At 66.4% G+C, this 26435-nt stretch carries 26 protein-coding genes; 12 read left to right on the top strand and 14 right to left on the bottom strand.

The genetic code is table 11. The features are described from left to right. The first annotated feature begins 88 nt into the window (after nt 1-88). Both AArcSl_RS07925 and AArcSl_RS16790 read left to right on the top strand, forming a co-directional pair. The gene (locus AArcSl_RS07925; RefSeq protein ID WP_119817398.1) at nt 89-2836 is read left to right on the top strand and encodes a cation-translocating P-type ATPase; all 2748 of its coding nucleotides are present in this window, start codon (nt 89-91) and stop codon (nt 2834-2836) included. 66 nt (nt 2837-2902) lie between these two features. Beyond that, a complete protein-coding gene (locus AArcSl_RS16790; RefSeq protein ID WP_154670806.1) occupies nt 2903-3070 on the top strand; it encodes a hypothetical protein in 168 nt (55 codons plus the stop codon). A gap of 49 nt (nt 3071-3119) precedes the next feature. Here AArcSl_RS16790 and AArcSl_RS07920 read toward each other — a convergent pair whose 3' ends face one another. The 3 genes from AArcSl_RS07920 to AArcSl_RS07910 form a co-directional block, all read right to left on the bottom strand. After that, nucleotides 3120-3590, bottom strand: a complete 471-nt coding sequence (locus AArcSl_RS07920) for a universal stress protein (RefSeq protein ID WP_119817395.1) — start codon at nt 3588-3590, stop codon at nt 3120-3122. A 100-nt stretch (nt 3591-3690) separates the two neighbouring features. Beyond that, a complete protein-coding gene (locus AArcSl_RS07915; RefSeq protein ID WP_119817392.1) occupies nt 3691-6318 on the bottom strand; it encodes a DNA topoisomerase I in 2628 nt (875 codons plus the stop codon). Nucleotides 6319-6408: 90 nt separating this feature from the next. Beyond that, nucleotides 6409-7809, bottom strand: a complete 1401-nt coding sequence (locus AArcSl_RS07910) for a hypothetical protein (RefSeq protein ID WP_119817389.1) — start codon at nt 7807-7809, stop codon at nt 6409-6411. Nucleotides 7810-7956: 147 nt separating this feature from the next. Here AArcSl_RS07910 and AArcSl_RS07905 point away from each other — a divergent pair, with 147 nt between their 5' ends. Then, nucleotides 7957-9387, top strand: coding sequence for an MATE family efflux transporter (locus AArcSl_RS07905; RefSeq protein WP_119821826.1), 1431 nt, complete (start codon nt 7957-7959; stop codon nt 9385-9387). 43 nt (nt 9388-9430) lie between these two features. Here AArcSl_RS07905 and AArcSl_RS16785 read toward each other — a convergent pair whose 3' ends face one another. Continuing rightward, on the bottom strand, nt 9431-9595 hold the full coding sequence (locus tag AArcSl_RS16785) for a hypothetical protein (RefSeq protein ID WP_154670805.1): 165 nt from the start codon (nt 9593-9595) through the stop codon (nt 9431-9433). A gap of 123 nt (nt 9596-9718) precedes the next feature. On the opposite strand from AArcSl_RS16785, the gene mutL reads away from it, so the two are divergent. The 5 genes from mutL (at nt 9719) to AArcSl_RS07880 (ending at nt 16285) form a co-directional block, all read left to right on the top strand. Further along, nucleotides 9719-12010 (top strand): DNA mismatch repair endonuclease MutL, encoded by a 2292-nt coding sequence (gene mutL / locus AArcSl_RS07900; protein ID WP_119817386.1) that lies wholly within the window; start codon nt 9719-9721, stop codon nt 12008-12010. Nucleotides 12011-12091: 81 nt separating this feature from the next. Then, a complete protein-coding gene (locus AArcSl_RS07895) occupies nt 12092-12406 on the top strand; it encodes a hypothetical protein (RefSeq protein WP_119817383.1) in 315 nt (104 codons plus the stop codon). Nucleotides 12407-12480: 74 nt separating this feature from the next. Then, nucleotides 12481-12873, top strand: coding sequence for a phosphoribosyl-AMP cyclohydrolase (gene hisI / locus AArcSl_RS07890; protein WP_119817380.1), 393 nt, complete (start codon nt 12481-12483; stop codon nt 12871-12873). A 1-nt stretch (nt 12874) separates the two neighbouring features. After that, the gene (locus AArcSl_RS07885; protein WP_394337319.1) at nt 12875-14050 is read left to right on the top strand and encodes a DUF7118 family protein; all 1176 of its coding nucleotides are present in this window, start codon (nt 12875-12877) and stop codon (nt 14048-14050) included. 99 nt (nt 14051-14149) lie between these two features. Further along, nucleotides 14150-16285, top strand: coding sequence for a S9 family peptidase (locus AArcSl_RS07880; RefSeq protein WP_119817377.1), 2136 nt, complete (start codon nt 14150-14152; stop codon nt 16283-16285). A gap of 51 nt (nt 16286-16336) precedes the next feature. On the opposite strand, the gene AArcSl_RS07875 is transcribed toward AArcSl_RS07880, so the two are convergent. From AArcSl_RS07875 to AArcSl_RS07855, 5 genes are all read right to left on the bottom strand, one after another. Next, nucleotides 16337-16801: a type IV pilin N-terminal domain-containing protein gene (locus AArcSl_RS07875; RefSeq protein ID WP_161945922.1), complete on the bottom strand. Its 465-nt coding sequence runs from the start codon at nt 16799-16801 to the stop codon at nt 16337-16339. Between the two features lie 155 nt (nt 16802-16956). Then, nucleotides 16957-17277, bottom strand: coding sequence for a DUF7091 family protein (locus AArcSl_RS07870; protein ID WP_119817371.1), 321 nt, complete (start codon nt 17275-17277; stop codon nt 16957-16959). An 86-nt stretch (nt 17278-17363) separates the two neighbouring features. Continuing rightward, complete coding sequence (locus tag AArcSl_RS07865; RefSeq protein WP_119817368.1) at nt 17364-17585, bottom strand: hypothetical protein; 222 nt, start codon at nt 17583-17585, stop codon at nt 17364-17366. Nucleotides 17586-17654: 69 nt separating this feature from the next. Then, on the bottom strand, nt 17655-18299 hold the full coding sequence (locus tag AArcSl_RS07860; protein WP_193588512.1) for a protein sorting system archaetidylserine decarboxylase: 645 nt from the start codon (nt 18297-18299) through the stop codon (nt 17655-17657). Continuing rightward, on the bottom strand, nt 18296-19342 hold the full coding sequence (locus AArcSl_RS07855; RefSeq protein WP_119817365.1) for an AAA family ATPase: 1047 nt from the start codon (nt 19340-19342) through the stop codon (nt 18296-18298). Before AArcSl_RS07855 ends, AArcSl_RS07860 begins: the two co-directional genes overlap by 4 nt. A gap of 97 nt (nt 19343-19439) precedes the next feature. Here AArcSl_RS07855 and rnz point away from each other — a divergent pair, with 97 nt between their 5' ends. Both rnz and AArcSl_RS07845 read left to right on the top strand, forming a co-directional pair. Further along, nucleotides 19440-20366 carry a ribonuclease Z gene (rnz, locus tag AArcSl_RS07850; protein WP_119821820.1) on the top strand — a complete coding sequence of 309 codons (927 nt, stop codon included), beginning with the start codon at nt 19440-19442 and terminating at the stop codon, nt 20364-20366. A gap of 120 nt (nt 20367-20486) precedes the next feature. After that, entirely contained in the window at nt 20487-21017 is a 531-nt protein-coding gene (locus AArcSl_RS07845; RefSeq protein WP_119817363.1) for a 50S ribosomal protein L16, read from the top strand. A 62-nt stretch (nt 21018-21079) separates the two neighbouring features. Here AArcSl_RS07845 and AArcSl_RS07840 read toward each other — a convergent pair whose 3' ends face one another. Beyond that, nucleotides 21080-21463 carry a tautomerase family protein gene (locus AArcSl_RS07840; protein WP_119817360.1) on the bottom strand — a complete coding sequence of 128 codons (384 nt, stop codon included), beginning with the start codon at nt 21461-21463 and terminating at the stop codon, nt 21080-21082. 59 nt (nt 21464-21522) lie between these two features. On the opposite strand from AArcSl_RS07840, the gene AArcSl_RS07835 reads away from it, so the two are divergent. Next, nucleotides 21523-22383: an ATP-grasp domain-containing protein gene (locus tag AArcSl_RS07835; protein WP_119817357.1), complete on the top strand. Its 861-nt coding sequence runs from the start codon at nt 21523-21525 to the stop codon at nt 22381-22383. A 91-nt stretch (nt 22384-22474) separates the two neighbouring features. Here the strand turns inward: AArcSl_RS07835 and AArcSl_RS07830 are convergent, their stop codons facing one another. Continuing rightward, nucleotides 22475-22843 (bottom strand): Hsp20/alpha crystallin family protein, encoded by a 369-nt coding sequence (locus tag AArcSl_RS07830; protein ID WP_119817354.1) that lies wholly within the window; start codon nt 22841-22843, stop codon nt 22475-22477. A 126-nt stretch (nt 22844-22969) separates the two neighbouring features. On the opposite strand from AArcSl_RS07830, the gene AArcSl_RS07825 reads away from it, so the two are divergent. Then, nucleotides 22970-23290 carry a hypothetical protein gene (locus AArcSl_RS07825; protein WP_119817351.1) on the top strand — a complete coding sequence of 107 codons (321 nt, stop codon included), beginning with the start codon at nt 22970-22972 and terminating at the stop codon, nt 23288-23290. 27 nt (nt 23291-23317) lie between these two features. Here AArcSl_RS07825 and AArcSl_RS07820 read toward each other — a convergent pair whose 3' ends face one another. The 3 genes from AArcSl_RS07820 to AArcSl_RS07810 form a co-directional block, all read right to left on the bottom strand. After that, on the bottom strand, nt 23318-24418 hold the full coding sequence (locus AArcSl_RS07820) for a pyridoxal phosphate-dependent aminotransferase (RefSeq protein WP_119817348.1): 1101 nt from the start codon (nt 24416-24418) through the stop codon (nt 23318-23320). 61 nt (nt 24419-24479) lie between these two features. Beyond that, nucleotides 24480-25691 carry a threonine ammonia-lyase gene (gene ilvA, locus AArcSl_RS07815; protein WP_119817345.1) on the bottom strand — a complete coding sequence of 404 codons (1212 nt, stop codon included), beginning with the start codon at nt 25689-25691 and terminating at the stop codon, nt 24480-24482. A 315-nt stretch (nt 25692-26006) separates the two neighbouring features. Continuing rightward, on the bottom strand, nt 26007-26423 hold the full coding sequence (locus tag AArcSl_RS07810) for a gamma-glutamylcyclotransferase family protein (RefSeq protein WP_119817343.1): 417 nt from the start codon (nt 26421-26423) through the stop codon (nt 26007-26009). Between the last annotated feature and the right edge of the window lie 12 nt (nt 26424-26435).

The raw sequence follows: 26435 nt of genomic DNA, 5'->3' as shown, positions 1-26435 counted from the left end.
GAGTGTCCATGCTCGAAGAACTCCCAATTGATTGTATGAAACAATTTGTCAACCGGTGTTTAAGAGAGGGCGGCGAGTTGTAGGGACCGTGTCGAGGTCACGAACGGAGACGCGTTCGGAGAGCGGTCCGTCGCGGGGCGAAAACTGGCACTCGAAAGACCTCGAGGACGTTTACGACGAGTTAGACACGTCCGAAGAAGGGCTCGACGCGGAGGACGCGCGGGCTCGTCTCGAGAAGTACGGCCCGAACGAGATCGAGGCCGAGGAAGGCGTCTCGCCGCTCCAGATCTTCCTCGAGCAGTACACCTCCGTGCTGATCTGGGTGCTGATCGTCGCCGCGGCCGTGATGGCGGCGATCGGCGAGACGATCGACGCGGGGATCATCGCCGGTATCGTCGTGTTCATCACGCTCTTTGGGTTCGCACAGGACTACCGCGCCGAACAGAGCATCCAGGCGTTAAAGGATATGTCGACCACCGAGACGATCGTCCGCCGGGACGGTGGGCCGGTGGAAATCGACGTGCAAAACGTCGTCCCCGGTGACGTCATCTCCGTCGAGTCCGGCGATGTCGTGCCGGCGGACGCGCGGGTGATCGAGTCGTCGAACCTGAGGGTCGACGAGTCGGCGCTGACCGGCGAGAGCGTCGGCGTCGGGAAAGATCCGGGCGTCCTCGAGGCCGGGATCTCGCTGGCCGAGCGGAAGAACATGCTGTACAAAGACACCGTCGTCGAGCGTGGGTCTGGACGGGCGGTGGTCGTCGGGACGGGCTCTGACACCGAGATCGGACAGATCGCGACGGCCTTAGAGGAAGCCCAGGAGGGCGATACACCGTTCCAGGCCGAACTCGATCGCCTCGGGAAGGTCATCGCCGCGGCGGTCATCGCCATCGTGACCGTGATCGGCGTCAGCGAGTTCGTCCTCGGCGATGCGGAGCCCGTCCAAGTCTTCATGACCGCGGTCGCCGTCGCTGTCTCGGCGGTCCCAGAGGGCCTGCCCGCCGTCGTCACGCTCTCGCTCGCACTCGGCGCACGCCGGATGGCCGAGCAGAACGCACTCATCAGACGACTCCCGATCGTCGAGGCACTGGGTTCGGTCGACACTATCTGTACGGATAAGACCGGAACGCTGACCGAAGAGGAGATGACGGTCACCCGCATCGCCACCAACAGGGAGACCTACGAGATCACCGGAACCGGCTACGACGTCGACGGCGAAATCCGACAGGATGACGAGCGGGTCGATCCCGACCGTGTGACGGAACTCTTGCGGTGTGGGATGCTCTGTAACAACGTCGAGATCGGTCGACGTGAGAATGCAGACGGGGGAGACGGCAGCGACGGAGGCCACTCGACGAGCGAGGGCCTGACGTACCTCGGCGACCCGACCGAGATCGCGCTGTTCGTCGCCGCACAGAAAGCCGACCTCGACAGGGAGGTACTGAACGAGGCCTACCCCCGGATCGGCGAGGTTGAGTTCACCTCCGACCGTAAGCGAATGACAACGCTGCACGAGACGCCCGAGGGCGATCGGGTCGCCTACATGAAGGGTGCACCGGAGGTCGTCATCAAGCGGTGTAATCGTGAACTCGTCGACGGCAAAATCGTCGAACTCACCGACGAGCGCCGCGAGGAACTCGAAGCGAGAAACGAGGCCTTCGCCGAGGACGCCCTCCGGGTGATGGGCTTTGCCTTCCGCCCCGACGCCCCCGCCGAGGCCGACGACGACATCGAGGAGGGAATGGTTTTCCTCGGCTTGCAGGGGATGCTCGATCCCCCACGGCCGGAGGTCCGTGACGCGCTCGCGGGCTGTCAGAACGCCGGAATCGACATCGTCATGATCACCGGCGACAACGCGACCACCGCCAAAGCGGTCGGCGCGGAGATCGGCCTGGAGTCGTCGCGAGTGATCACGGGGCCGGAATTAGACGAGATGAGCGACGAAGAGCTGGCCGACGTCGTTGAGGACGTCAACATCTTCGCCAGGACCTCCCCGGAGCACAAGACGCGCATCCTGCAGACCTTACAGGCGAACGGCCACACGGTCGCGATGACCGGCGACGGCGTCAACGACGCGCCGGCGGTGAAAAACGCCGACGTCGGCGTCGCGATGGGGATCCGTGGAACCGACGTCACCGAGCAGGCCTCGGACATCGTCTTGCTCGACGACAACTTTGCGACGATCCGGGACGCCGTCAGGCAGGGACGGCGAATCTTCGACAACGTCCGGAAGTTCGTCAACTACTTCCTCTCGGCTAACGGCGCACACGTCCTCTTGCTTTTTACCGGGATCATGTCCGGTGCGGGGCTGGTGATGACACCAATCATGTTCCTGTGGATCAACGTCGTCACCGACGGCATCCCGGCACTGACGCTGGGTGTCGATCCCGAAGCGGACGACGTCATGGACCGTCCACCACGGCCGCCCGGGGAAGGCGTCATCACCGACCGGATCGTCTCGTCGATCGGCGGCATCGCCGTGTCGATCACGGCAACGCTGTTGCCGCTGTTTTACTACCACAACCAGGTCGTCGGCGACCTGATCCTCGCCCAGACGATCGTCTTCACCGCGTTCGTGTTCATGGCGATCGCCCGTATCGGCGCGATCAGGTGGCGCTACGGCCTCGGTCCGTTCTCCAACAACCGATGGCTCCTGGTGGCGATCGCGATTACGTTCACGCTACAGCTACTGGTGCTTTACACCCCGCTGAGCGTCCTCTTCGGCGTGACGGCGCTCGGACTGATCCACTGGCTCCAGATTGCCGGGGTGGTCGCGGTCTTCACCGTCCTGATGGCGATCTTCGTGAAAGTCCAGGACCGGTTCTTCGATCGGTATTAACTCGATTCCACCGGTTCGTCCGCTGACATCCGGTACGTTAATGCCCCAGCGAACGTATCACATGGTATGGGTTGGCACTGTCGCCTGTACGGACACCAATGGCACCACCCCGAAGAACACGAGGTGATCGTCACGGACGACCACGTTCCGTCGTACGCGTTCCGGTGTTCGATCTGTGACACCGAGATGGTCCTCGAGAGGGTGCGCCCCTCGAGCGGGGACACGGCGCGGTAGCCGACGGGGGCAGACTCGCGGTGGCGACATCCGTCCGTCGTCGACCCTCTCACCGAACGATCATCACGGGCGTCGGCGCACGCCTGACGACCGTCTCGGCGACGCTGCCCAACAGGAACCGCTCGGCCCCGGTTCGGCAGTGACTCCCCATCACGATGCGGTCGACCTCGTTTTCCTCGGCATATTCGAGGATTATGTCGTCGGGTTCGCCGAACTCGAGGACCGTGTCGATCGAGCGGTCGTGCTCGCTCGCGGTCTCGCGGGCGTCCTCGAAGACCTCCTCAGCCTCGCGTTCGGCTTGCTCGCGCCACTCGCGCCAGTACTCCGGGCTCACCGATCCCGGCGGTGCACCGTCGTCGAAGGTGGGACGCATGACGTAGATGAGGCTCGTCCCCGAACCGATCGGATCCATGACGTGAAGGACGACGATCTCGGCATCGGGGTAATCGGAGAGGGCGACCTCGAGTGCCTTCTGTGAGAGTGGCGACCCCTCCGTCGGCACGAGTACAGTCTCTACCATATGATGGCGTCTGTCGCCGAGGAAGAAAGTACCATTGCCACGAGGAGACTCGAGGCCACTACCACAAGTCCGGGACGGTTGCCGAGGAACAAAGTATCATTCAGTCCGCCTTCGCCTGCCAGTCCCGAACCGTATCGGGGCCGACGCCGTCGACCTCGTCGGCGAGTTCGTCGGGCTCGGCATCCTTCAGCGACCCCACGTCCTCGACCCCTGCCTCCCGGAGCTTCTCTGCGGTCTTCTCCCCGATACCTTCGATTACCTCGAGCTCCGAGCCCTCCCGACGGGCCCGGTACTCCCGGTAGTTACAGATCGGACAGCCGAGTTCCCACGGCTCGTCGCCCGAGTGGACCCGGAGGTGCGGCAGGTCGTGTTCTCCACAGCGCTCGTCGGTCACCTCGATCTCACCCCGACGTGGGAGCGGCAGCGAGTAGTCGCAGTCTGGATACCGGGTGCAGCCGACGAGCCGCGAGCCGTTCCGGAGCTGTTTGATCGCGAGCTCCCCGCCCTCGGTTTCGCCACACTCGGGACAGTCGCCGATCACCTCGTCGTCGGCCTCGTCGGCCGCGTCGGCCTTACACTGCGGACACCCGTGGACGAACGTCTTCCGCCCGGCGAGCATCTTCACCTGGTGGAGGTCGTGCTCCTCGCAGGTCTCATCGAGAAGCAGCGGCTTCCCCGTGGAAGGGAGCGGCAGCGTGTACTCGCAGTTGGGGTAGCCGTCACAGCCGACGAAGTACGACCCGTATCTGGACTTCCGGACCAGCAGCTGGGAGTCACACTCCGGGCAGGGCCCCAGCGTCTTGTCGGCCTTCAGCGACTCCTGGAGGTGGTCCCCGATCTCCTCCCTTGAGTCCGCCAACTCCTCGAAGATCGTCTCGAGCAGTTCCCTGGACTCGTCGGTCACCTCGTCGTAGTCCTTCTCGCCGCTCGCGATCGCCGCCATGTCCCGCTCCAGTTGGGCGGTCATCCCCTCGCTCACGATCGGCTCGGCGAACTTCTCGGCCGCCTCGACGACCGCCTCCGCGAGCCGCGTCGGCCGGGGTGGATCGCTCTCGACGTAGCCGCGATCGTACAGCTTCTCGATCGTGTGGTGTCTCGTCGCCTTCGTCCCGATCCCCAGTTCCTCCATCTTCTCGATGAGCCGCGACTGGCCGTACCGGCGCGGGGGCTGGGTTTCTTTCGCCTCCAGCCGCCGTTCGCCGAGGTCGAGCCGCTCGCCCGCCTCGACGTCCGGCACGATCGTCTCTTTTGAAGAGACGTACGGATACACCTCGTGATAGCCAGCCTCGAGTAGACGCTTGCCGTTCGCCTTCAGGCGGAGCCCGCCGTCGGCGACGAGCGAGGGGGTCCCCGTCGTCTCGACGTCCCCCTCGACGTCGCCGTCGTGCTCTCGCAGCGCCGCCCGGGGATCGGCCTCGGCCCCGATCCGGCTCGCCTCCCCGTCGGCGAGCGCGACCACCCGGAGGTGTTCCCAGGTCGCGGCCGGCGCACAGGTCGCAAAGAATCGCCGGACGACGAGCTCGTAGATCTCCCACTCGTCGTCGGACAGCTCCGAGGCGTCCGGAAGCTCCCCCGTCGGGTGGATGGGCGGGTGATCGGTCGTCTCCTCGTCGCCCTCGGTCGGCTCGATCGACTCCTGGCTCAAAAGCGACTCCGCGTCGTCACCGAACCGGGTACCACGGAACGCCTCGAGGAGTTCTCGGGGATCGAGGTCGTCGGGATAGACGGTGTTGTCGGTCCGGGGATAGCTGACGAACCCGGCGGTGTAGAGGTCCTCCGCCAGCGACATCGCACGCTGGGCGGAGTAGCCAAGCGAGCCGGCCGCGCGGATGAACTGGGTGGTGTTGAACGGGGCCGGCGGATCGTCGGTCCTGGTCCGCCGATTGACGTCATCGACCTCCGCGCCGTCGGCCGCCCGCAGCGCATCCGCGAGCGTCTCCGCCGTCGGTCCGTCCCAGACCCGCTCGGCCTCGGTGCCGTCCACGTCCACATAGAAGTACTGTGCCTCGAATTCGCCGCCTGAGCCGGCGCCGGTGGCCTTCTTCGACAGTTCGCCGAACAGCTCCCAGTAGGATTCGGGGTCGAACGCCTGGATCTCCCGTTCCCGGTCGACGAGCAGCTTGAGCGTCGGCCCCTGGACCCGGCCCACGGAGATGAAGTCGTCGCCGAGCTGGCGCGCCGAAAGCGACAGGAACCGGGTGAGCGCCGCACCCCACACCAGGTCGATCGCCTGCCTGGCCTCCCCGGCGGCAGCCAGGTCGAAATCGATCTCGTCGGGGTCGTCGAAGGCGTCTTTCACCTCCCGTTCGGTGATCGAGGAGAACCGCACCCGGTCGACCGGTGCCTCGTCGTTCACCTCGCGGACGAGCTCGTAGGCTTCCTTCCCGATGAGTTCGCCCTCCCGGTCGTAGTCGGTCGCGATGATCACCCGCGAGGCGTTGCGTGCAAGCCGGCGGAGCGCGGCGACGATGTTCTCCTGGGTGGGTTCGGTCACGATCGGCGCGTCGACCAGTTCGGCCGGCTCGACGTCCCGCCAGTCGCTGTACTCCGGGGGGAAGTCGACGCCCACGACGTGACCCGAGAGGCCGATACAGCGCTTTCCGCCCCAGCGGTAGACGTTGACGCCGTTGCGCCGCTCGGTTTCCGCGGCGCCGCCGCTGAGGATCTCTGCGATCCGGCGGGCGGCGTTCTCCTTTTCGGTGACGATCAGTTCGGGACCCCGACTCATCGCCCACCCCTAGGCCGGTTGCTCGCGTAAAGCTTTCGTGCTGGCCGCCGGGCAACCCGGACGGGAACGCTCTGTAACCTTCGGGGGCGATCAGATCAAGTCCGCGAGCGGCAACGCCAGTCCGAGGAACCACGTCGCGAGCCCCACTGCCAGGAACTGCTTGCCCCGCTGGTCGTCCATCGCGCTGCCGGCCGCGATCAGTGACAACGCGAGCAACAGCCCGATGCGGTGTAACACCAACCGGATCGGGATAAACGTCACCGACACCATTCCGAAGTCAATGAGGAACGCGCCGCCGGCCCCCAGGACCGCGAACGTGGCCGCCGCCCACGGTTCTGTGCCGCGGGCCAGGTAGACTGCGGCGCCGGGCAGCCCCAGTGCCAGGATCGGATAAAGGACGGCAGCGATCGTCTTCGGATGAAGCGTCGGGGCCGCGGTCTCGACGCCGATGCCGATCACCCTGACCCCGAGGACGACCCCGGCGAGGGCCGTCGCCAGCGCGATCGCCCGACGCCGTCGATTGATCTCTCCGGCGATCGCCCGCCCGGCGCGGGAGAGGTCACGTCGGGTTTCTGCGGCCAGAATCCCGGCGACCCCGACGATGCCCAGCAGTCCGAGCAGCCACGCCACTTCTTCCCAGCCGAGCGGATCGATCGCTGCCGAGCGGGGGTCGTCGTCTGCCGCCGATTTATCGCCCGTCGCTTCGCCGTCAGTGCCGCCCTCGGCGGTGTTATCGAAGTCGCCGATATCGTCGAGATCTTCGGGATCTTCGACGTCGGATCTGAGTTCAATCACGGAGAGCCAGCCGTCGCTGTATCCTCCCTCGATCCTGTGATACTCCCGCCGGACCTCCTCGACGAACGGCGCCTCGAGGTAGTCGCTCTCTATTTCGAGGCCTGCCTCGCGGATGTCCGGGACGGTGTGTCGCAGCCGAAACCAGTCCCAGTAGTCGGTGTGTGCCTGGATCGCGGTCCAGTCCTCTTCTGGATGGGTGTACGCCCGGACGTGGTATCGCTCGCCGAGATACGTTCCGGAGTGGAGCTGATACGCCTCCGTCATCCAGACTGCGTCTTCGCCCCGGGGTGTCGCGTCGACGTAGGAGTACCGGACTGCACCGTGGGCGTCTGCCCATTCGAGTCCGTCCTCGACGACTACGCCGTGTTCTTCGGGATCGTCACCCTCCGGTTGCTCCACGTCAAATTCGAAACTCGTCCGGTCTGTCAGGCTCCGCCGCACCGCATCGTCGGGACCGTGTACGATGAGGTTGATCGCGAGAGTCCGCTCGCGCGGGGTCTCACCCCGGCTCGTGTACGGCCACAGGTAGCTTCCTCCCTCGACCGGCTGGACGAGGTCCTCCTCGGCCACGTGCTCGACCTCGGGCGGATCGTGGGTCGTCGGCTCGAGCAGCGCTCCCACCCCGAAGACGACCGCGATCGAGAGGACGATCGCGATCGCGACCGTCCGGCGACGGGGGCGGCTGGCCCGGACCATACCGGTGGTGTGAGTGTTCTTTAATCAAGTATGTTCGCCACGACGACCGCTCCCCACCACACCGGCCGGAATCAAAAACGGTAGCATACTGGAATTCGTCGGTCGACCGGGAGAAGCGTGACGGGGAACCAGGACGCTCGCGTCGACATGACGACAGGGGCGATAAGCCCCCGGCTCTTCCGGCTGGCGTGGCCGCTCGTGTTGGGAAACCTGCTGCAGACGCTGTACAACCTCGCAGACATGTTCTGGGTCGGACGAGTGAGTCCGGAGGCAGTCGCCGCCGTGTCGCTCATGTTTCCGCTGTCGTGGATGTTCGTCTCGACGGCGATGGGGCTCACGGCGGCAACGATCGCACTGGTGTCCCAGCACGTCGGCGCTGGCAACGACCGCCGGGCCGACAAAGTGGTCTCCCAGACGGTGCTTTTGGCGACGGTGGTCTCGATCGCGCTTGCGGCGATCGGTCTGTTGTCCCGTCACTGGCTGTTGTACTGGATTGGTGCGCGCGATCAGGTGTACGTCGAGGCGCTTGCGTACATCGAGGTGATCTTCCTGACGCTGCCGCTAACCTTCCTGTTTTTCGCGTTCCGGTCGTCGCTGCAGGGCGCCGGTGACACGAAGACGGCGATGTGGCTGGTGGCCGTCTCGGCGGGGATCAACATCGTCATCGACCCCTTCTTCATCCTCGGGTGGGGGCCGTTCCCCGCGATGGGGACCCGGGGAGCCGCCGTGGCGACGTTCCTCTCGCGGCTCGTCGCTGCGGTCGTCGGGATCTACATCCTCGTGAAGGGATCGTGGGGGATCCAGCTCCACGTCGGCGACCTGTGGCCCGACCGGGAAATCCTCGGCAACCTGATTTCGATCGGCTATCCCGCGTCGCTCGACGGCTGGGCGCGATCGTTCGCGGCGGTGGCGCTGGCGGCGCTGGTCGCGCGGTTCGGCCCGGCCGCGACGGCCGCCTACGGGATCGGCGTCAGGCTGATGTCCGTCTCCTGGACCGTCTCGGGGGCGGTGGGACAGGCGACCGCCACGGGAGTCGGTCAGAACCTCGGCGCGGGCACGCCGGATCGGGCGGTCGCGGTGACCCGAACGGCGACCGTCGCGACGATGGCGATCCTGTTTGCGGCCGGCGGACTCGTCTGGGTCTTCCCGGAGATTGCGATCAGGATCTTCGTCGACGACGCCGCGGTCATTGACGAAGGGATCGTCTTCCTGCGCATCGTCGCCTTGGCGTGGGGGTTCTTCGGTGGGCTGATGGTGATCCAGGGGGCGTTCCGCGGCGCGGGCCACACCAAAGTGGCGATGGCGCTGTCGATGCTCTCGCGGTGGATCTTCCGGATCCCGGCGGCGGTGTACCTCGCGTTCGCGTGGACGGTGACGATCCCGGGGACGGCGATCACCGTCTCGGCGCTCGACTGGGGCGTCGAGGGGCTGTGGTGGGCGTTTGCTGCCTCGGCGACCGCCTCGTTTTTCGTCGGCGTGGCGTGGTTCGCCCGTGGTGCCTGGAAGGAGGGCGTCGTCGAGACGGATCTCGACGGTGCGACTGGCGGTGCCGAGGACGAGCCGGCGATGGACGATTGAGATGAGCTAGCGACGACCGAGGCGGTTCACTCGAGGGGCGCGTTCACTCCACAGGCTCGACTGCCGCCTCGCCACAGTGTGGACAGTGTTCGTACTCCTCCGAGACGGGCTCCTCGCAGGACCGGCAGACGAACGCCGGCTCCCGGGCGTTCGTGAACGCCCGTTTCGTTTCCTCGAACTTCTCGCCGGCCTTTCTGAACAGGCTCATCGTTGGAGGAAGGCCGACCGGACGAATAAACGTTGGCCCGTGAGAGTTCTGGATCCACAGGGGAGGCAAGGTCGTCGGCTCGTAGGGCACGGCTTCAAGTGGATTCGGCTCCCATCGCCGACGATGACTGACGGGCCACCGACAGGCGCCGATGGACCGGGGACAGGCGCCGATGGACCGAAGACGGGCGCCGACTCACCGCCGACGATCCGACAGCTCGACGACCGAACTGTCCAGCAGATCGCCGCAGGCGAGGTCGTCGAGCGCCCCGCCTCCGTCGTGAAGGAACTCGTCGAGAACAGCCTCGACGCCGGCGCCGACCGGATTTCGGTCTCGATCCGGGCTGGCGGGACCGAATCGATCCGCGTGCGCGACGACGGCGTCGGCATCCCTCGCGATCAACTCCCCGAGGCGGTCGCCGAACACGCAACCTCCAAGATCGGCGACGTCGACGACCTCGCCGGCGGGGTCGCGACCCTCGGGTTTCGGGGTGAGGCGCTGCACGCGATCGGCGCGGTCTCGCGGCTCACCGTCCGGTCGCGCCCACGGGGCGCCGAGGTCGGCGCCGGACTGACCGTCGAAGGGGGCGACGCCGGCGAGGTCACCCCGGTCGGCTGTCCCGAGGGAACGACCGTCGAGGTGCGGGACCTGTTTTTCAACACCCCTGCCCGAAAGAAGTTCCTGGCTACCGAGACGACCGAAACCGACCGCGTGGGGACTGTCGTCACCCAGTACGCGCTCGCGAACCCCGGTGTCGCGGTCTCCCTCGAGGTGGACGACCGCGAGCGGTTCGCGACGCCGGGGGACGGGAACCTCCGGTCTGCAGTGTTGTCGATCTACGGTCGGGAGGTCGCCGAGGGGATGATCGAGGTTTCGTTCGATGCCACCGCTGCCGACCACGACACCCCAGTCGATCGCGTCCACGGGCTCGTCTCCGAGCCCGAGGTGAACCGCGCGACCCGGGAGTACCTCGCCACGTTCGTCAACGACCGATACGTGACCGTAAGCGACCTCCGGAACGCGGTGCTGTCCGCCTACGGGGGACAGCTCGCCCCCGAGCGGTACCCCTTCGCCGTGCTGTTCGTCGAACTCCCGACCGAGGCTGTCGACGCGAACGTCCACCCCCGGAAGCTCGAGGTCCGCTTCGACCAGCCAGAGGCAGTCCAGTCGGCCGTCGAAGCCGCCGTCAGCGACGCGCTTTTGGAACACGGCATCCTCCGGTCGTCGGCGCCACGGGGTCGGTCGTCCCCCGCCGAGACGCCGGTGTCACCGGAGACGAGGACAGTCTCGTCGGAGGCTCCCGGCGAGGTCGCGGATTTCGACCAGGCGGCGGCCGACATCGACGAGGGGCCAGGGGACCCCTCCGGGACAGCGTCCGATCCGCCGGTCGAGTCGGACGTCGACGTCGACATCGACGGTGACGACATCTCCGAGGACGTGAGGACGGCCGACGCCGACGGTGCCACAGAGGGTTCTGCGGGTTCGGAAGACAGCGCAGGGACAACAGACAGCGCAGGGACAACAGACAGCGCAGGGACAACAGACAGCGCCGACGCGGACGACGGCCCCGGAACCGGGGACACCCGGAGCCTGTCGCCGACGGACGAGGAGGGGTGGACGGTCGACGGGATCGACCGCTCCGCGGCGGAAGGGATCACGGATCGCGAACGAAGTTCCTCGATCGCCCCCGACGAGAACGCCCGACGGACCATCGATGACGCGTTCGACCTCTCGCAGCCGACGAGCCAGCGGACCCTCTCGGGGGAGACGACCGACGCCGAGCGAGCCTACGAGTCGCTCCCGCAGCTGTCGATTCTCGGACAACTGTTCGACACCTACGTGCTCGCAGAGACCGACGACGGGCTCGTGTTGATCGACCAGCACGCCGCCGACGAGCGGATCAACTACGAGCGGCTCCGGGAGGCGTTCGCGGACGGCCCGCCCGCCCAGGCGCTCGCCGAGCCGGTCGAACTCGAACTCACCGCCCGGGAGGCGACGCTTCTCGATGCCGAGGGCGTAGACGACCACCTCGCTGCGTTCGGATTCGAGGCCGACCGCGTCGACGACCGTACCGTCGAAGTCAGCGCGGTCCCGGCGGTGTTCGACGTCGCACTCGACCCCGAACTCCTCCGTGACGTGCTGGTCGGGTTCGCGCGCGTCGACGGCGAGGCGGGCGAGTCCGTCCTCGACGCCGTCGACGACCTGCTCGCGGATCTCGCGTGTTATCCCTCCGTGACCGGTAATACCGGGCTCACGGACGGCTCGATCGTGGAACTGCTCTCGGCGCTGGACGACTGTGAGAACCCCTACGCGTGCCCGCACGGACGGCCGACCGTCATCGAACTCTCCCGGGAAGAGATCGAGGATCGGTTCGAGCGGGACTATCCGGGGCACGCCGGACGCCGGCCGGAGTGATCCTATCGTGTGGCGGACGGAACTCCCGGCTCGACCGGTTTCGACCCAAACGATAATGGCCCTCCCTGCGTCGGCACGACCATGGTCGAGATCGAAAAGCCCGAACTCGAGGGCGAATCCGTCCGGTACCGCGACAACACCTGGGAGCTCACCGGGGCGCTCGACGTGAAACAGAACGGGGAACTCATCCACGCGAAGGCGAGAAAATCGAGCCGGGTTCGGGGCAATCCGGGGACGTTTTCGTTCGCCCTCGACGACTCGTCTGCGTCGCTGAACCCGGGAAATCCCGGCGAATTCGATATCGAGCTAAAGCGGCTCGAGGACTCCTACTATCTCGTGGTGATCCGGAACCACGCGACGAACCACTACCGGCTCACGAACCTCAGCTACGACTAGCTGGCCGACCGCGTCGCCGGTCGACTCCAGTCCCACACAAAAGGCCTATTCGCCGGGGTCGCGTTGACCCGATCATGACTCACGACACCGACGACGCCGGGGCCGCTTCCGACGTCGCCGTCGACTTCGGCGAGGACGGCCTCGTCCCGGCCGTGGCCCAGGACGCCGACTCGGGGACGGTGCTCATGCTCGCGTACGTCACGCCGGAGGCGCTGGAGCGCACCCGCGAGACCGGGTTCGCACACTACTACTCCAGATCGCGCGAGGAGCTGTGGAAGAAAGGCACCAGTTCCGGTCACCTACAGCGGATCGTCGAGGTCCGGGTGGACTGCGACGCCGACACCCTCCTGTATCTCGTCGAACAGGAGGGCGGCGCGTGTCACACCGGGCACCGCTCGTGTTTCTACCGGACGGTCGACGGCGAACACGTCGGCGAACGCGTCTTCGATCCCGACGAGGTGTACTGAGGTGGCGGACGGAACCGGAACTGTCAGCGGAGCGGAGGCCTCCGGATCGGCCGCGTCGATCCTCGATCGGGCCGGCGAGGCGGCCGCCGCGCTCCGGGAGCGATACGACGAGCTCCGGGCGATCGAACGTCGCATCGACGACCTCGGAAACGAGCGCGTCGAGGCGGCCGCCGACGCCTACCGCCGTGCACACCGGGTGCTCGACAGCTACGAGGAGGACGCCACCGGCACCGGCGATTTCGGGGCGTACCTCACGTTCGAAAGCAAGTTTTCGGCGGCCGTGGACGTCGACGACGACGCGCTCGCGGCGGAGGCCTTCGAGGCTGCCAGGGAGGCTGTCGACAAGCGCCGGCTCTCGGAGTCCGACTTCGAAGCCGCCCGGGAAGCCCTGGAAACTCCGGGCGAGTACGTCGAACTGCTCGAGGAGCGCGACGACGCCGTCGACGCCTACCGCCGGGCCAGGCGCAACGCCAACGAGGCGCTGTCGGCGCTTTCGGAACGGATCGCGGAACTGGAGGCGGTTACCGAGTTCGCCGACGTCGATCCCGACGCGTCGGTCGACCGTCTCCGGGAGCCGGTCGAGGCGTACAACGACGCCGTGCACGCGGCGTTCGAGTCGTTCAAACGGGAGGCCAGTACGCGGGAACTGTTCGAGTTTATCGAACGCACCGAGCGGTACCCGCTGGTCGAACTCGACCAGCCGCCGCGGGAGCTCAGCGAGTACGTCGAGGAGGCGGAGGCCGGGGAGGAACCGCTCCCCACGCTGTTGGAGTACGTCGATTACTCCCCCTCGAAGCTGGAGCACTACGTCGACGATCCCGGGGCGCTCCGGACGACCGTCGCGGTCCACCGGACGTACCTCGATCGAATCGATGCGGAGCCGCTTACAGTCGAGTGGCCCCCTGCGCCGGCCGACGAACTGCGGTACCGGATCAAGGAGCTGATCCCGGTGGTCTCCAGGCTCGACGCCGAGGAGCCGGTGGTCCACCTCCGGGAGATTCGGTCGCTCACCCGCGAGGACGAGTACGCCGAGCTCCGTCGGGCCGCCATGGCCCGCGAGGAACTGTCCGAGGAGGAACTAACACTGCTCGCGAGCGGGGAGATCGACGACCGACTCGCGGCGGCACGCGAGACCCGCGAGCTCGTGGCGGCGGTGCTATCCGAGACGGACCGGTGACTGACGGCGGAACCGGCGCATCGATCTCGCACCCGAACACGGAATCGGGACCGCTTCCGGCTTCCGAACGTTCTTGCCGTCGCCGGCCGAGACGGGGGTATGCAGCGGATTCAGGCGAGCGACTACCACGACATCGCCAAACCGACAGATCCCCGACTCTCGCCGGACGGTGACCGCGTCGCGTTCGTTCGAACGGTTCCCGACGACGAGGAGGACATCGAGGCGACGGTGTACGTCGTCCCGACCGACGGTTCCGCTCCCGCCCGGCGGTTCACGCTCGCGGAGGGCGTCGACGCCGAGCCGCGGTGGAGCCCGGACGGCGACCGGCTGGCGTTCACTTCCACCCGCGGGGCCGACGACGACAGACAGCAGCTGTGGGTGTTGCCCGTCGACGGCGGCGAGGCTCGCCAGGTGACCGACGTCGTCGGCGGCGTGAGCTCGATCGACTGGTCCCCCGACGGAAGTCGGATCGCGCTCGTCCAGTCGGTGACCGAGGAAGATCGAACGGAGGGGCGGGATCGAGGAGTCGACGAGGAGTACGACCCCGACGATCCCGATCCCCGGGTGATCGACCGGACCGTCTACCGGTCGATGCAGCAGTATTTCGACGGGCGCCGGTCGCACGTGTACGTCCTCGATCTCGATGTCGAACAAGAGGAGGGAGACGACGGGGACGAGGCAGCGGAGTCGATCACGCCGATCTCCCCGACGATCGAGGGCGACGCCGACTTCAACGGGCCGGCGTGGGGCGACGAATCGACGCTGTATTTCACGCAGTCGGTCGGCGAGGATCCCGACGACTCGCTGGAGTACGGAATCTTGGCGTACGACACCGACGCCGAGGAGGTCGAGCGACTCCACCGCACGACCGGCTGGGAGACCGGGCTCGCGGCGACGACGGACGGTTCGGTCGCGTTCGTCCACGTCGAGGCCGAACAGGCGTCACTCCAGCAGGCAGACCTCCACGTGATCGACGCCGGTCAGGCCGCCGGGACGGACGACCCGTCCGACGTCGAGGTGACGGACGTCACCGCCGGGCTGGACCGGACGCTCGGCTACGAGGCCGCCCCCCGGTGGGGTCCCGACGAGGAGCGACTGTATTTCACCACGCCCGACGAGGGGAAGACGTCGGTGTGGGCGGTTCCGGGTGACGGGGGCGACGACCCCGAGCGACTCGTCCGCGAGGGGGCTGTCGCGGGGATGGACGTCGGCGTTCCGCACGAGGATGACACCCACGGGGATGACGTCACCGTCGCGGTCGCGATGTCTCAGTGGGATCACCCCGGCGACGTGTTCGTCTCCCCGGACGGAAGCGCAGAGGAACTCGTCCGTCTCACCTCGCTGAACGGAGCGTACCTCGATTCGGTTCACGTCGGGGAACCCGAACCCCTTGCGTTCGAGTCGGAACAGGGTCCCGTCGAGGGGTGGGTGCTGACGCCGCCCGGTTTCGATCCCGAGGGTTCCTATCCCCTGATCGTCGAGATCCACGGCGGCCCCCACGCGATGTGGTCGACCAGCGGGACGATGTGGCACGAGTTCCAGACGCTCGCGGCCCGGGGGTACGTCGTCTTCTGGTCGAACCCCCGCGGCTCGTCCGGCTACGGCGAGGAATATATGGGGGCGATCAAGCGAAACTGGGGCGAGGTGACGGTGACAGACGTGATGGCCGGCGTTCGTGAGGTCGCCGACCGCGAGTACGTCGACGAGTCGCAGGTTTTCCTCACCGGTGGCTCCTTCGGCGGGTATATGACCGGCTGGACGGTCGGCAACACCGACTACTTCCGGGCGGCGGTCTCACAGCGCGGCGTCTATCACCTCACGGGCTTTTACGGCTCGACGGACGGGGCGTACAAGCTCGTGGAGGGCGACTTCGACACGACGCCCTGGGAGGAGCCCGAGTTCCTCTGGGAGCAGTCGCCCGCCGGCCACGCTCACGAGGTGGAGACACCGACCCTCCTCATCCACAGCGAGGACGACTACCGTACGCCGATCTCGGACGCCGAACTGTTCTACCGGATCCTCAAAAAGAACGACGTCGAGACCCGGTTCGTCCGCTATCCGCGTGAGGGCCACGAACTCTCCCGGTCGGGCGAACCCGGCCACGTCGTCGACCGGATCGAACGTATCGCGCGGTGGTTCGACGGCTACTCCGAGTACCACGACGTCCCGAAGGCACTCGAACGGGGCGACGATGGGCTCTCGGCGGCGGATGCAGGCGAGGAAGACGACGAGTAGTAAAGGGATCAAACCGACGTCTCACTGGGAATCCGGACCCGCGATGGCCCTTCACCGAGCCGTGATTGTTCCTTCACCGAGTGTTCTGCCGCTCGGTGCGTGAATCACCAACACCCGGACCTGCCCCTCGAACGATTCGGCGGTCAGCTCCCGTCGCTCACCAGGGCGAAACGTGGAGTCGTCGCCGGTTTCAGTATAAAAATCGAGGCTTTGGCGCTCCTCGCCTTCGCCGAGGAGTACCACGATTTCGCCGGGGTCCAGCGGGTCGCCGCCCTCGTGAGTGACGACGAGCGTCAGATTACCATCCTCATCGACGTCGCCGTCGAGTCCGACGCTAGCGGCGGGTTCTGGGGGAGCGAACGTCCCGATCGCCGCGAGCCCGGCGAGGCCGACCGTCGAGACGAGGATCACCACGAGCGCGACCACGAGGATGCTCCCGATCACCTCGGACTGTGCCCGGTCTGTCGACTCGCTGGACCGGTTCGTTCCGTCGGTGCGTGGGTCGGCTGTGGTCAATTCGATCCCTTTTCGTTGTTCAGTGTTGGGTCGGTTCGAGTTCGGTACGCTGTTCGGTCGGAATTGAAAGTCTGAAGACAAAAAGCCGCCGACCCAGGTGTCAGCGATTGCAGATTTTCGTGGCAGAAGGTCCGTCACACCGGCAACGAGCCCCCTCACAAGTGGTCGTCGTAGGTCTCTACGGTCCCGTCCTGGATGTCCTCTCGACACCCTTCACAGTCCGGGTGATCGGGTTCGAAACACGCCGGCCGGCCCTGGCGGTCGACGGGGACCGGCCGCCGTTCGGCGTACCGACGACAGACCAGCCGTGCGTTACCGTCCTCGTCTGTCGGCAGATCGTACCGGGGGGCGCCGGACCGGTCGCGTTCCCCTTCGACCTCCTCTCTTCCCTCCCAGTAGGCGTGTTTTGCCTCCTCGTAGCGGCGGCCGATCTCCCGGATGCGCTGTCTGAGCACGTGTTTCCACCGCTCGTCCATACATGGTCTTGCGGCTGGCCGAACTTATAAGAGTGGATGACGGCTCCGAAGAAAACGCCGCGTCGGCGGTCGGAACGCGGTTCCGACTATTCGAGGCCGTAATCGGCCAGGCTGTGGTAGTGCTTCCAGTAGCCCGTCACGTCGTCGGTGTCGAAGATGAGCTCTCCGTCAGCCAGTTCGAGGGTCACCTGGCTCCCGTCGAACGTCGTGTCGTGAATGTGCAACTCGAGTGGAACCTCGAACTCTTCGACGTTGACCATCACTTCGCCGCTCTCTTCGATCTTCGACTGGAGTGTTTCCGGATCCATAGGCGGTAACTTCGGTTCCGTCCGGCTGTAAGATAAAGCTTTGTCGACTTCTCAACCACTGAAGTCTGCTTATAAAGGCTTCGATGCAGGGCCCGGCGCGATCACCGTCTCGCCGGCGCGAACTCGGTCACCCTTCCGAACCCGGACGTCCTCGCGATCGACCTCCGGCGGAAGCAACACGTCCGCACGCGAGCCGAAAGAGACGTGGCCGACGCGTTCGCCCCGGCGAAGCCGATCGCCCGACTCGACGTACGGGTGGATCCGGCGGGCAAACGCGCCCGCGATGAGACTTACTTCGTAGTCCCCGCAGTCGACGTCGACGCGCTCGTTCCGCTCGGAACCCTTCGAAAACGCGGGACGGTGGGCGCCGGCACGATGCTCGAGAGCCTCGACGACGCCTTCGGCCGGCGCCCGACAGACGTGGACATCGGTGACGTTGAGGAACACCCCCACGCGGACCCGATCGCCCTCGGTCCGGAGCACCGACACCCGGCCGTCGGCCGGCGAGACGAACCCGCCCCCCGGCGGATCCCGGGGTGGATCGCGGTGGAACCACAGCACAGCGACGCCCCCCGCCAGTCCCACGACTGCGAGCAATGGTGCCGTCGGTAGTAGGAGACCGAGTGCAAACAGCGGGACGGCGTACCGCCACGCACCGGGGGCCACCGCCACGCGGGGAAGGCGGTCCGCCTGGAGCCAGTCCGGGACGGTCATGGTCCCTCGGCGCCGATCGGCGGCGGATCCAGCGACTCTCGGCCCTGTCCCCACGCCGCAAGCAGGTGGGTGAGATGCACCAGGTCGTCAGTTCCCTCCGCGATGTCGCGGTCGGCGTCGCCGGCGAGCCGGTGGAGGCGGGCCAGTTCCCGGCCGCCGTAGTTCGACCCCGACCGGGCCACCCGCAACAGCTCCCGGAGCAGTTCCTGGCCGCCGTACCCCTCGTCGAGCAGGTCGTCGAGTTCGGATCTGGTCGTCGAGAGGTCGCCTTCCTTTGCGGCCGCCAGCGCCGTCCGGACCGCCTCGTCGTCGCCGACCTCGCCGAGCGCCTCGTAGGCGGCGGTCATCGTCAGCTCCCCCTGTGCGACGGCGGTCGCCTGCGCGCTCAACACCGCCCGACGGAGGTTCCCGCCGGCAGCGCTCGCGACGAACTCCAGGCCGTCGTCGTCGTACGGGATCTCCTCGGCCTCGCAGATCCGGGCGAGCACGTCCATCGTCTCTTCGGCCGTGGGGGCGCGCAGGCGGATCGGGAAACACCGCGACCTGATCGGCGGGATCAGCTTCGTTGGCTGGCGGGTCGTGATGACGAACTGGGTCGTCCGGTGGTGTTTCTCCATCACCCGGCGCAGCGCCTGCTGGAAGTCCTCGCGGATCTCCTCGGCGTTGTCCAGCGAAATCGTCTTGAACGATCCCGAAACGGGGGCGTGGCTCGCCGATTCCTTGAGCACGTGGTTTATCATGTCCCGTTTCGCCATCCGGGAGCGACCCGTCAGGAACGACGCGAACCGAGGGTCCTCGCGGATCTGTTTTTTGCTCCGGGAGAAGAAATCCGCGACGTTGATCTCGATGAGGTCGGCGTCGGGGTCCTCGTGGGTGCGGCGGGCCAGCGCCCGCACCGCCGCGGTCTTCCCGACCCCGCGTGGCCCCTGTACGATCAGGTTCATCGGCTCGTCGACCGCCCGAGTGAGCTTCTCGCGGGCCTCACTCTGGGGGAGCTCCTCGAGCGTCGGGGCGTGCCGTTCGGTCCACAGCGGGCCGTCCATCGGCTGGTTTTTGCCGTCCGACGGATATCAATCGGTCGATTCGATGTGGTCTGACGGATCCGACACCGGTTTAAAAGACGCCCACGGAGTGACGTTCATGTCTTTCCGTGTGACGTTCCTCGGGACTGGCGGCGCCGTCCCGACGACGGAACGGGGCCCGAGCGCGATCCTGGCCAACCGCGAGGGCGACCGGCTGCTGTTCGACTGCGGCGAGGGAACCCAGCGGCAGATGATGCGGTTCGGCACCGGGTTTTCGGTCTCGCACGTCTTTTTCACTCACCTCCACGGCGATCACATCCTCGGTCTCCCCGGGCTGGTCCAGACGTGGGACTTCAACGACCGGTCGGAGTCGCTTACGATCCACTGCCCGCCCGGCACCCGCAACCACGTGAAGTCGCTTTTGCGCACCGGCGGCCACGACCCCGGATTCCCGATCCGGGTAAACGAGGTATCCCCGGGAAACGTCGCCTTGCGCGCCGCGGAGTACGAGGTTCGCGCGTTCCGGACGAACCACCGCACTAGAGCGCAAGGGTACGCCCTGATCGAGGACGACCGGCCGGGCAAGTTCGACCGGCAGAAGGCCGAAGAGGAGCTCGGAATCCCGCCGGGACCGGCGTACGGCCGGCTGCACGAGGGGGATCCCGTCGAACTCGACGACGGACGGGTCATCCAGCCGGAGCAGGTGGTCGGCGAGCCCCGCCCTGGGCGGCGGTTCGTCTACACCGGCGACACCCGACCGGTCGACGAGACGGTCGAGGCTGCCGAGAACGCCGACCTGCTCGTTCACGACGCGACGTTCGCCTCCGACTACGCCGACCGGGCCCGCGAGACCGCCCACTCGACGGGGAGGGAGGCCGCCCGGATCGCCGACCTGGCGGGCGCAAAGCGGCTCGCGCTCGTGCACATCTCATCGCGGTATGCCGGGGACCCCTCGCCGATCGAGCGCGAAGCGCGGTCGATATTCGAGAACGCGTTCGTCCCGGACGACGGCCGGCGCATCGAGATCCCCTATCCCGACGCGTGACGCGCTCCGTTCGGCGGGGGACAGCCGACCGGCGCAAGTCGGTATCACGTCGCCACACCCCCCGCTTCGGGCTTTCGAAGGGTTTATTCGCGCCACGAGCGATTCTCCGGGCAAGTAACCATGTCAGACAAACCCGCCTCCATGTACCGGGAGATCAGCAAACCGGCGTACACCCGTCGGGAGTACGTCACTGGGGTCCCGGGATCGAAGATCGCACAGCACAACATGGGCAACCTGCAGTCGGATCCGGATGACTACCCGATCCATATCAGCCTCCGGGTCGAAGAGGAGGTCCAGCTCCGTCACGGCGCCCTCGAGTCGGCCCGCCTGTCGGCCAACCGCCACCTGCTGCAGGAGATCGACCAGGAGAACTACAAGATGGTGCTCCGGAAGTTCCCCCACCACGTGATCCGGGAGAACAAGCAGGCGACCGGCGCGGGCGCGGACCGCGTCTCCGACGGGATGCGCCAGTCGTTCGGCAAGCCTGTCGGCACCGCCGCCCGTATCGGCGCCGACGAGCCGGTGTTTACCGCCTACTGCCACCCCGAGGACGCCGACACCGTAAAGGAGGCGTTCCGGCGCGCGTACAACAAGATCTCCCCGCCCTGCCGGATCGTCGTCGAGAAGGGCGAGAAGCTGCTCGTCGCGTAATTTTCGTGGTCGCTACCTGATTTTCGAATCGGCTTCTCCGAGGCGGTACCCCCTTCTAGGCGTTACCCTTCGGGTTTCCAGTCGCCGCCGACGCGGTCGTGTCCCATCATGTGGGTCCCGTCGTGTTCGGTGAAGACTACCTTCACGTTCGAGGCAGGGACGTCCCACTTCTCGTGTACCGTCTCGATGAACTCGAGTACGAACGCGCGCCGCCGTTCGACCGACCGCCCCGCTCGAACGTCGGCCTCGAGGAGGACCACGTCTCCCTTGGATCCACCTGCGCGTCCGAGCCAGAGATCTCCACGGTCGACCGAATCGTGTTTCACCGCCAGGTATCCGGTTTCGCTGTCCATCACCTCGGCGTAGGTTTCGGCAAGCGACGCCGAGAACAACTGTTTCGCGTCGGGATCGATCCGTTTGTTCGTCGTGATCGAAAGCAAGGGCATTTCCACCGTGGCTACGCGGCGAGAACTGTTAATACGGACGGCCCACCACAGGAAATGGAATGCTCCGGCTGGCGATGTCCACGAAAGAGGAGACCTATGAGCGGATCGGTACTCCGCTGGAGGAGCGAGGAATCGAACTCGGTTACGTGTCCATCGAGGGGGACGTCGTTCGCCTTCCTTTCAGGACCGGGACGTTCGACGTCGGATTCGTGTATCCCTCCAGGCTCTCGGAAGGTGGGGTGATCGACGCGTCGCTGTCCGTCCCGTGGGTGAACGACAGGGATGTGGTTTCGACCTCGCGGAACAAAGCCGAAGTGTACGCCAGACTCGCCGACGCTGGACTCCCGATCCCGGAGACGCGATACGTTTCGAACCCGGCAGACAGAGACGCCGTCGTCGACGCCGCCCGGGAGATCGGCTTTCCCCTCGTGGTCAAGCCCAACTCGACGACCCGTGGCGAAGGGATCGTTCGCGTCGAAGATCCCGACTCGCTTGCGGGCGTTCTGGACTATCTGAATCTCATCCACGAGTTCCCGGCGACCGACGATCGGTCCTACCTGATCCAGGAGTTTCTCCCGGGGGCGAGAGACTACCGGGCGATGGTCCTCGACGGCGACGTCGTCGGCGCTGTCGAGCGCCAACTACCGTCTTCCGGGCGGGATGCCGGGCGATGGAAACACAACGTCCACCGCGGCGGCGAGGCAGTCGGTGTCGATCTCCCGGAGCGGGCCCGCCAACTCGCCCGGAATGCGGCAGGGACACTCGGAATCCGCTATCTCGGCGTAGACCTGCTTCGGACCGACGACAGGTGGGTCGTCAACGAGACGAACGCACGTCCCACCGTCGACGACGCCGAGAAGTACGATCCTGGGTTTTACGACCGACTCGCGGTACTGATTCGGGACGTCGCAGACGAGTAAGGGACTGGACGTGCAGACGATCCTCGTGACTGCCCTACGAACCCGGGACGGTGGAACGAACCCGGGACGGTGGAACGAAAACGAGCAGCAGCTAGTTCAGGTCGATCGACGCGGAGTCGTCGGCCCGGTCGAACTCCACCTCGAGGACGCCGTTGTTGAACCGGGCGCTCGCGGAGTGTTCGTCCACCCGGACGGGGAGCCGGATCCGTTCGTCGTACTCCCGGCGCGTGCTGGCGGCGCTGATGGTGAGAATCTCCCCGTCACACTGGAGGTTGATGTCCTCCTTCGAGACGCCGGGGAGGTCTGCGACCAGCCGGACGCCGTCCTCCTCGGTGTACACGTCGACGTGTGTTTCCGTCCCGAAGCCAGGGTCGTCGCCACCGCCGGTCACCTCGTTCATCATCCGTTCGATCTCGTCGAAAATGTCGCCGAACGGGTCGTCGCGGTCGTCCCTTCTCATACGTCAAGGTAGGGTGTTTTCACCCATAAGGGTTCGCTTCTCGGCGGTACCGGCCGGACGCCGCCGACCCTCGAGACGCCGAACGCGCTCCGACAGGGAGAAAAGCATCGCGGCCGTACGGCGGGTATGGTTTCGGTCGTGAGCCTCCTCCTGCTGCTTGCGGTGCTCGGGCTCCACACCCTCGCGTCGGCGATCATGATGCGGTTTTTCCGGCTCCGCCTGAACACCACTGGCGGCTGGCTCGTGTACTCGGTGCTGTTGCCGCCGTTTCCCCTGTTTGTCTCGACGCTTCTGTTCACCGGTCCGCTCGGCATCGGGTTCGACATGGGGTCGCCCGCGGTCGCGCTGTCGGTGATGATCGCGCTGCCGATGGCGCTCGGTTTCACCATCGACGTCCTGTACGTCCCCGCGCCCGAGGAGTACGAGCTTCCGGACACCGCAGAATAGCTGGTTCGTTCTGCGTCCGCGTTCCCGTCACTCGAAGTACTCCGCGAGCCGGTTTGCGCCTTCGGTCGCCCTGGGCGTGACGAGCGCGAACCGAATCCAGTCTTCCCGCGCCGAACCGAACGTCTCGCCGGGCATGCCGGCGACGCCGGCCTCGTCGATCAGGCGCTGGACGTTCTCCATCGTCCCCGGGAAGCCGTCGAACCGGGCGAGCACGTAAAACGACCCCTCGGGGGTGGTGTAGGCTGCGCCGGCGGCGTCGAGCGCGTCGGTAAAGGCGTCGATGCGCTCGGAGAGCAATCGGCGTGTACGCTCGTAGTACTCCGGCTCCGTCTCCTGGAGTGCATGCACGACCGCCGCCTGTGCGGGCCGGCTCGTCGCCACGTTTACCAGCATGTGGCGGGTCTTCGCCCCGCCAACGAGCGCCTCCGGCAGGATCGCGTACCCGACCCGGAGGCCGGTAATCGCCATCGACTTCGAGAACGCGCTGGTGACGATCCGGTGTGGCGAGTCGATCGCGAGGGCGCTCTCGAAGTCGCCCCCGAAGTCGAAGTGGTCGTACACCTCGTCGACGACGACCACCGCGTCGTGTTCCTCCGCGGTTTCGATCACCCGTCGGACGGCGTCGATGTCGTACACTGCGCCGGTCGGGTTGTTCGGCGTGTTGAGCACGACGCAGGCGGTGTCGTCGTCGATCGCCCCGACCATCGCCTCGACGTCCAGCGACCCGTCCCGCCGGGACGGAACCAACTCGGGCTCCCCGCCGAGCATATCGGCTTTCCCCGGGTAGTACGGGTAGACGGGATCTACGAGCACGACGCCCGAGCCGGTGTCCCGGTCGAGGGCACTCGCCATCCCGAGGTAGTTCGCCTCGCCGGCGCCGTTGGTGACGACGACCTGCGAGACGTCGACGTTCCGTCTGGCGGCGATCTCCTCGCGCAACTCCCGCAGCCCCTCGCTGGGCGGGTACTGGAACTCGTCGGGGCTGGCGTCGGCGTACTCCCGGAGTCCCTCCCGGAGCGCCGCCGGCGGCTCCCAGTCCGGATTGCCCGACACCATGTCGATGACGTCGCCCGCCGCCCGCGACGCGTACTGCATGACCGCGAAGAACTGCGGCTCCTGATACTCCATACGTCCGTTCCGGTCGGGGGGTTGTTCCCTTTTTCGCCGCCGCTGTGTGAGCTCGCGACCGTCAGTCGAGTACGTCCACGGCATACCCCTTCCCGCGGAGCTTTGCGATCAGCTCCTCGGCGTGTTCGGTGTCGTGGGTTTCGATCTCCAGTTCCACCTCCGCGGCGTTGACCGCCGCCTTCCGGGAGGTCCGATCGTGGTGGATGGCGTAGATGTTCGCCCCACTGTCGGCGATGACGTCCACCAGCGACTGCAGCGCGCCGGGGCGATCCTTCAGCACGGTTCGGATCTTCAGATACCGACCCAGCTGAACCAGTCCCCGCATCACCACCGTCGTGAGCTGGTTCAGGTTGATGTTACCGCCACACAGCGCCGGAACGATCGTCTCGCCGTCCTCGTAGTCGAACGCCTCTGCAAGCACCGCCGCAAGCGACACCGCCCCCGCCCCCTCCACGAGCGCTTTCGTCCGCTCTAAAAGCAGGGTCAACGCGAGCGCGATCTCCCGGTCCGTGACGGTGGCCACCTCGTCGACGCGTTCCTTCATGACGGCGAACGGCTTGTCCCCGATTCGCCGGGTCGCGATCCCGTCGGCGATTGTGTCGACCTGGTCGCGCTCGTATATCTCCCCGCGTTCGAGCGACTCCCTCGCCGAGGAGGCGCCCTCCGCCTGTACGCCGATCACTCGAACGTCCTCGAGCTGTTCGGTCACGGCGGTCGCGATCCCCGCGATCAGCCCGCCACCCCCGATCGGGACGACGACGGTGTCGACCTCCGGACAGTCTTCGACGATCTCGAGGCCGATCGTCCCCTGGCCGGCCATCACCTCTTCGTCGTCGAACGCGTGGACGTACGTCCTGTCCTCCGCTTTTGCGAGTTCACGTGCGTGCGCCTGCGCCGCGTCGTAGTCTTCGCCGTGGAGGATCACCGTCCCGCCGTACCGGCGGGTCGCTTTCACCTTCGATATCGGCGCGAACTCCGGCATCACGATCGTGGAGTCGACGCCGGCGCGGGTCGCCGCCAGCGCTACTCCCTGCGCGTGGTTTCCCGCACTGGCGGTGATCACGCCCGCCCGCTTCCGCTCGTCGTCAAGGGTTTCGATCCGGTTCAACGCCCCACGGATCTTGAACGCGCCGGTGCGCTGGAAGTTCTCCAGTTTCAGCGCCACGTCCGCACCCGTCTCTTCGGAGAAACTGTGGGAGCGCTCGAGCGGCGTCCACCGGACGACGTCACGGATTCGGTCGTCGGCTGCGAGAACGTCCTCGAGGGTGAGCATACGAACCACAGCGACGGCGGACGCTAATGGTTTTCGATGGGGGCGATCACGGGGTCGACAGCCGAGATGAGAGCGACGAAAGCGGAGGCTAATCGGTCTGTGATCGAAACGAAAGGGTGGGGGAACTGAGTTTGCACGCGTGTGACGTGCAAGTGTGAAATGCACCCGGGAGTATATAAAGGTGTGGCAGGCAGGGTGAAAGTGAAACCGCACGACTGAAGGGCGATATCTCGACGTATGACGGGTGTCTGCCGAACGTCATCGTGAACGATCCCCACACAACCGTTGGGGTATTGACATCCCTCTCGGGGTGTCTCACCTGCCGTCGTTCGGGCGGGTGCGGACGATACGGACGTTCTCGGTTTCGACGTACGCTTCGACCCGGTCGCGGAACTGACCGGACCCCGGCCAGGTGACGTCGGCACCGAGCCGATCCGGATCGCCGACGTAGACGGCGGCTTCGTCCACGTTGTCGTCGACGTTGTCGTCCTCGATCGGGACCGAAACCCGGACGTAGAGTCCCCGATCGACTCCCTCGTATCGGTCGAGTCGGTCGATTTCGTCGGTGCGGAGCAGCCGACCGGCGACCCGTCCACCCGGAGCGAGCGTCGGGTACCGTCCCTCCACCGCGTGGAGCCCGTAAAGCGTCGCCGCCCCGACGAAGACGTACGAGTCGAGCAGCTCCCCGACGCGGTCCGGCGCCGTGAGCGTCCCGTATACGAAGACGTCCATTCACCTCATCTC

This window comes from Halalkaliarchaeum desulfuricum (assembly GCF_002952775.1).
Lineage (GTDB): Archaea > Halobacteriota > Halobacteria > Halobacteriales > Haloferacaceae > Halalkaliarchaeum > Halalkaliarchaeum desulfuricum.
This window is presented reverse-complemented; position numbering and strand designations above follow the sequence as displayed.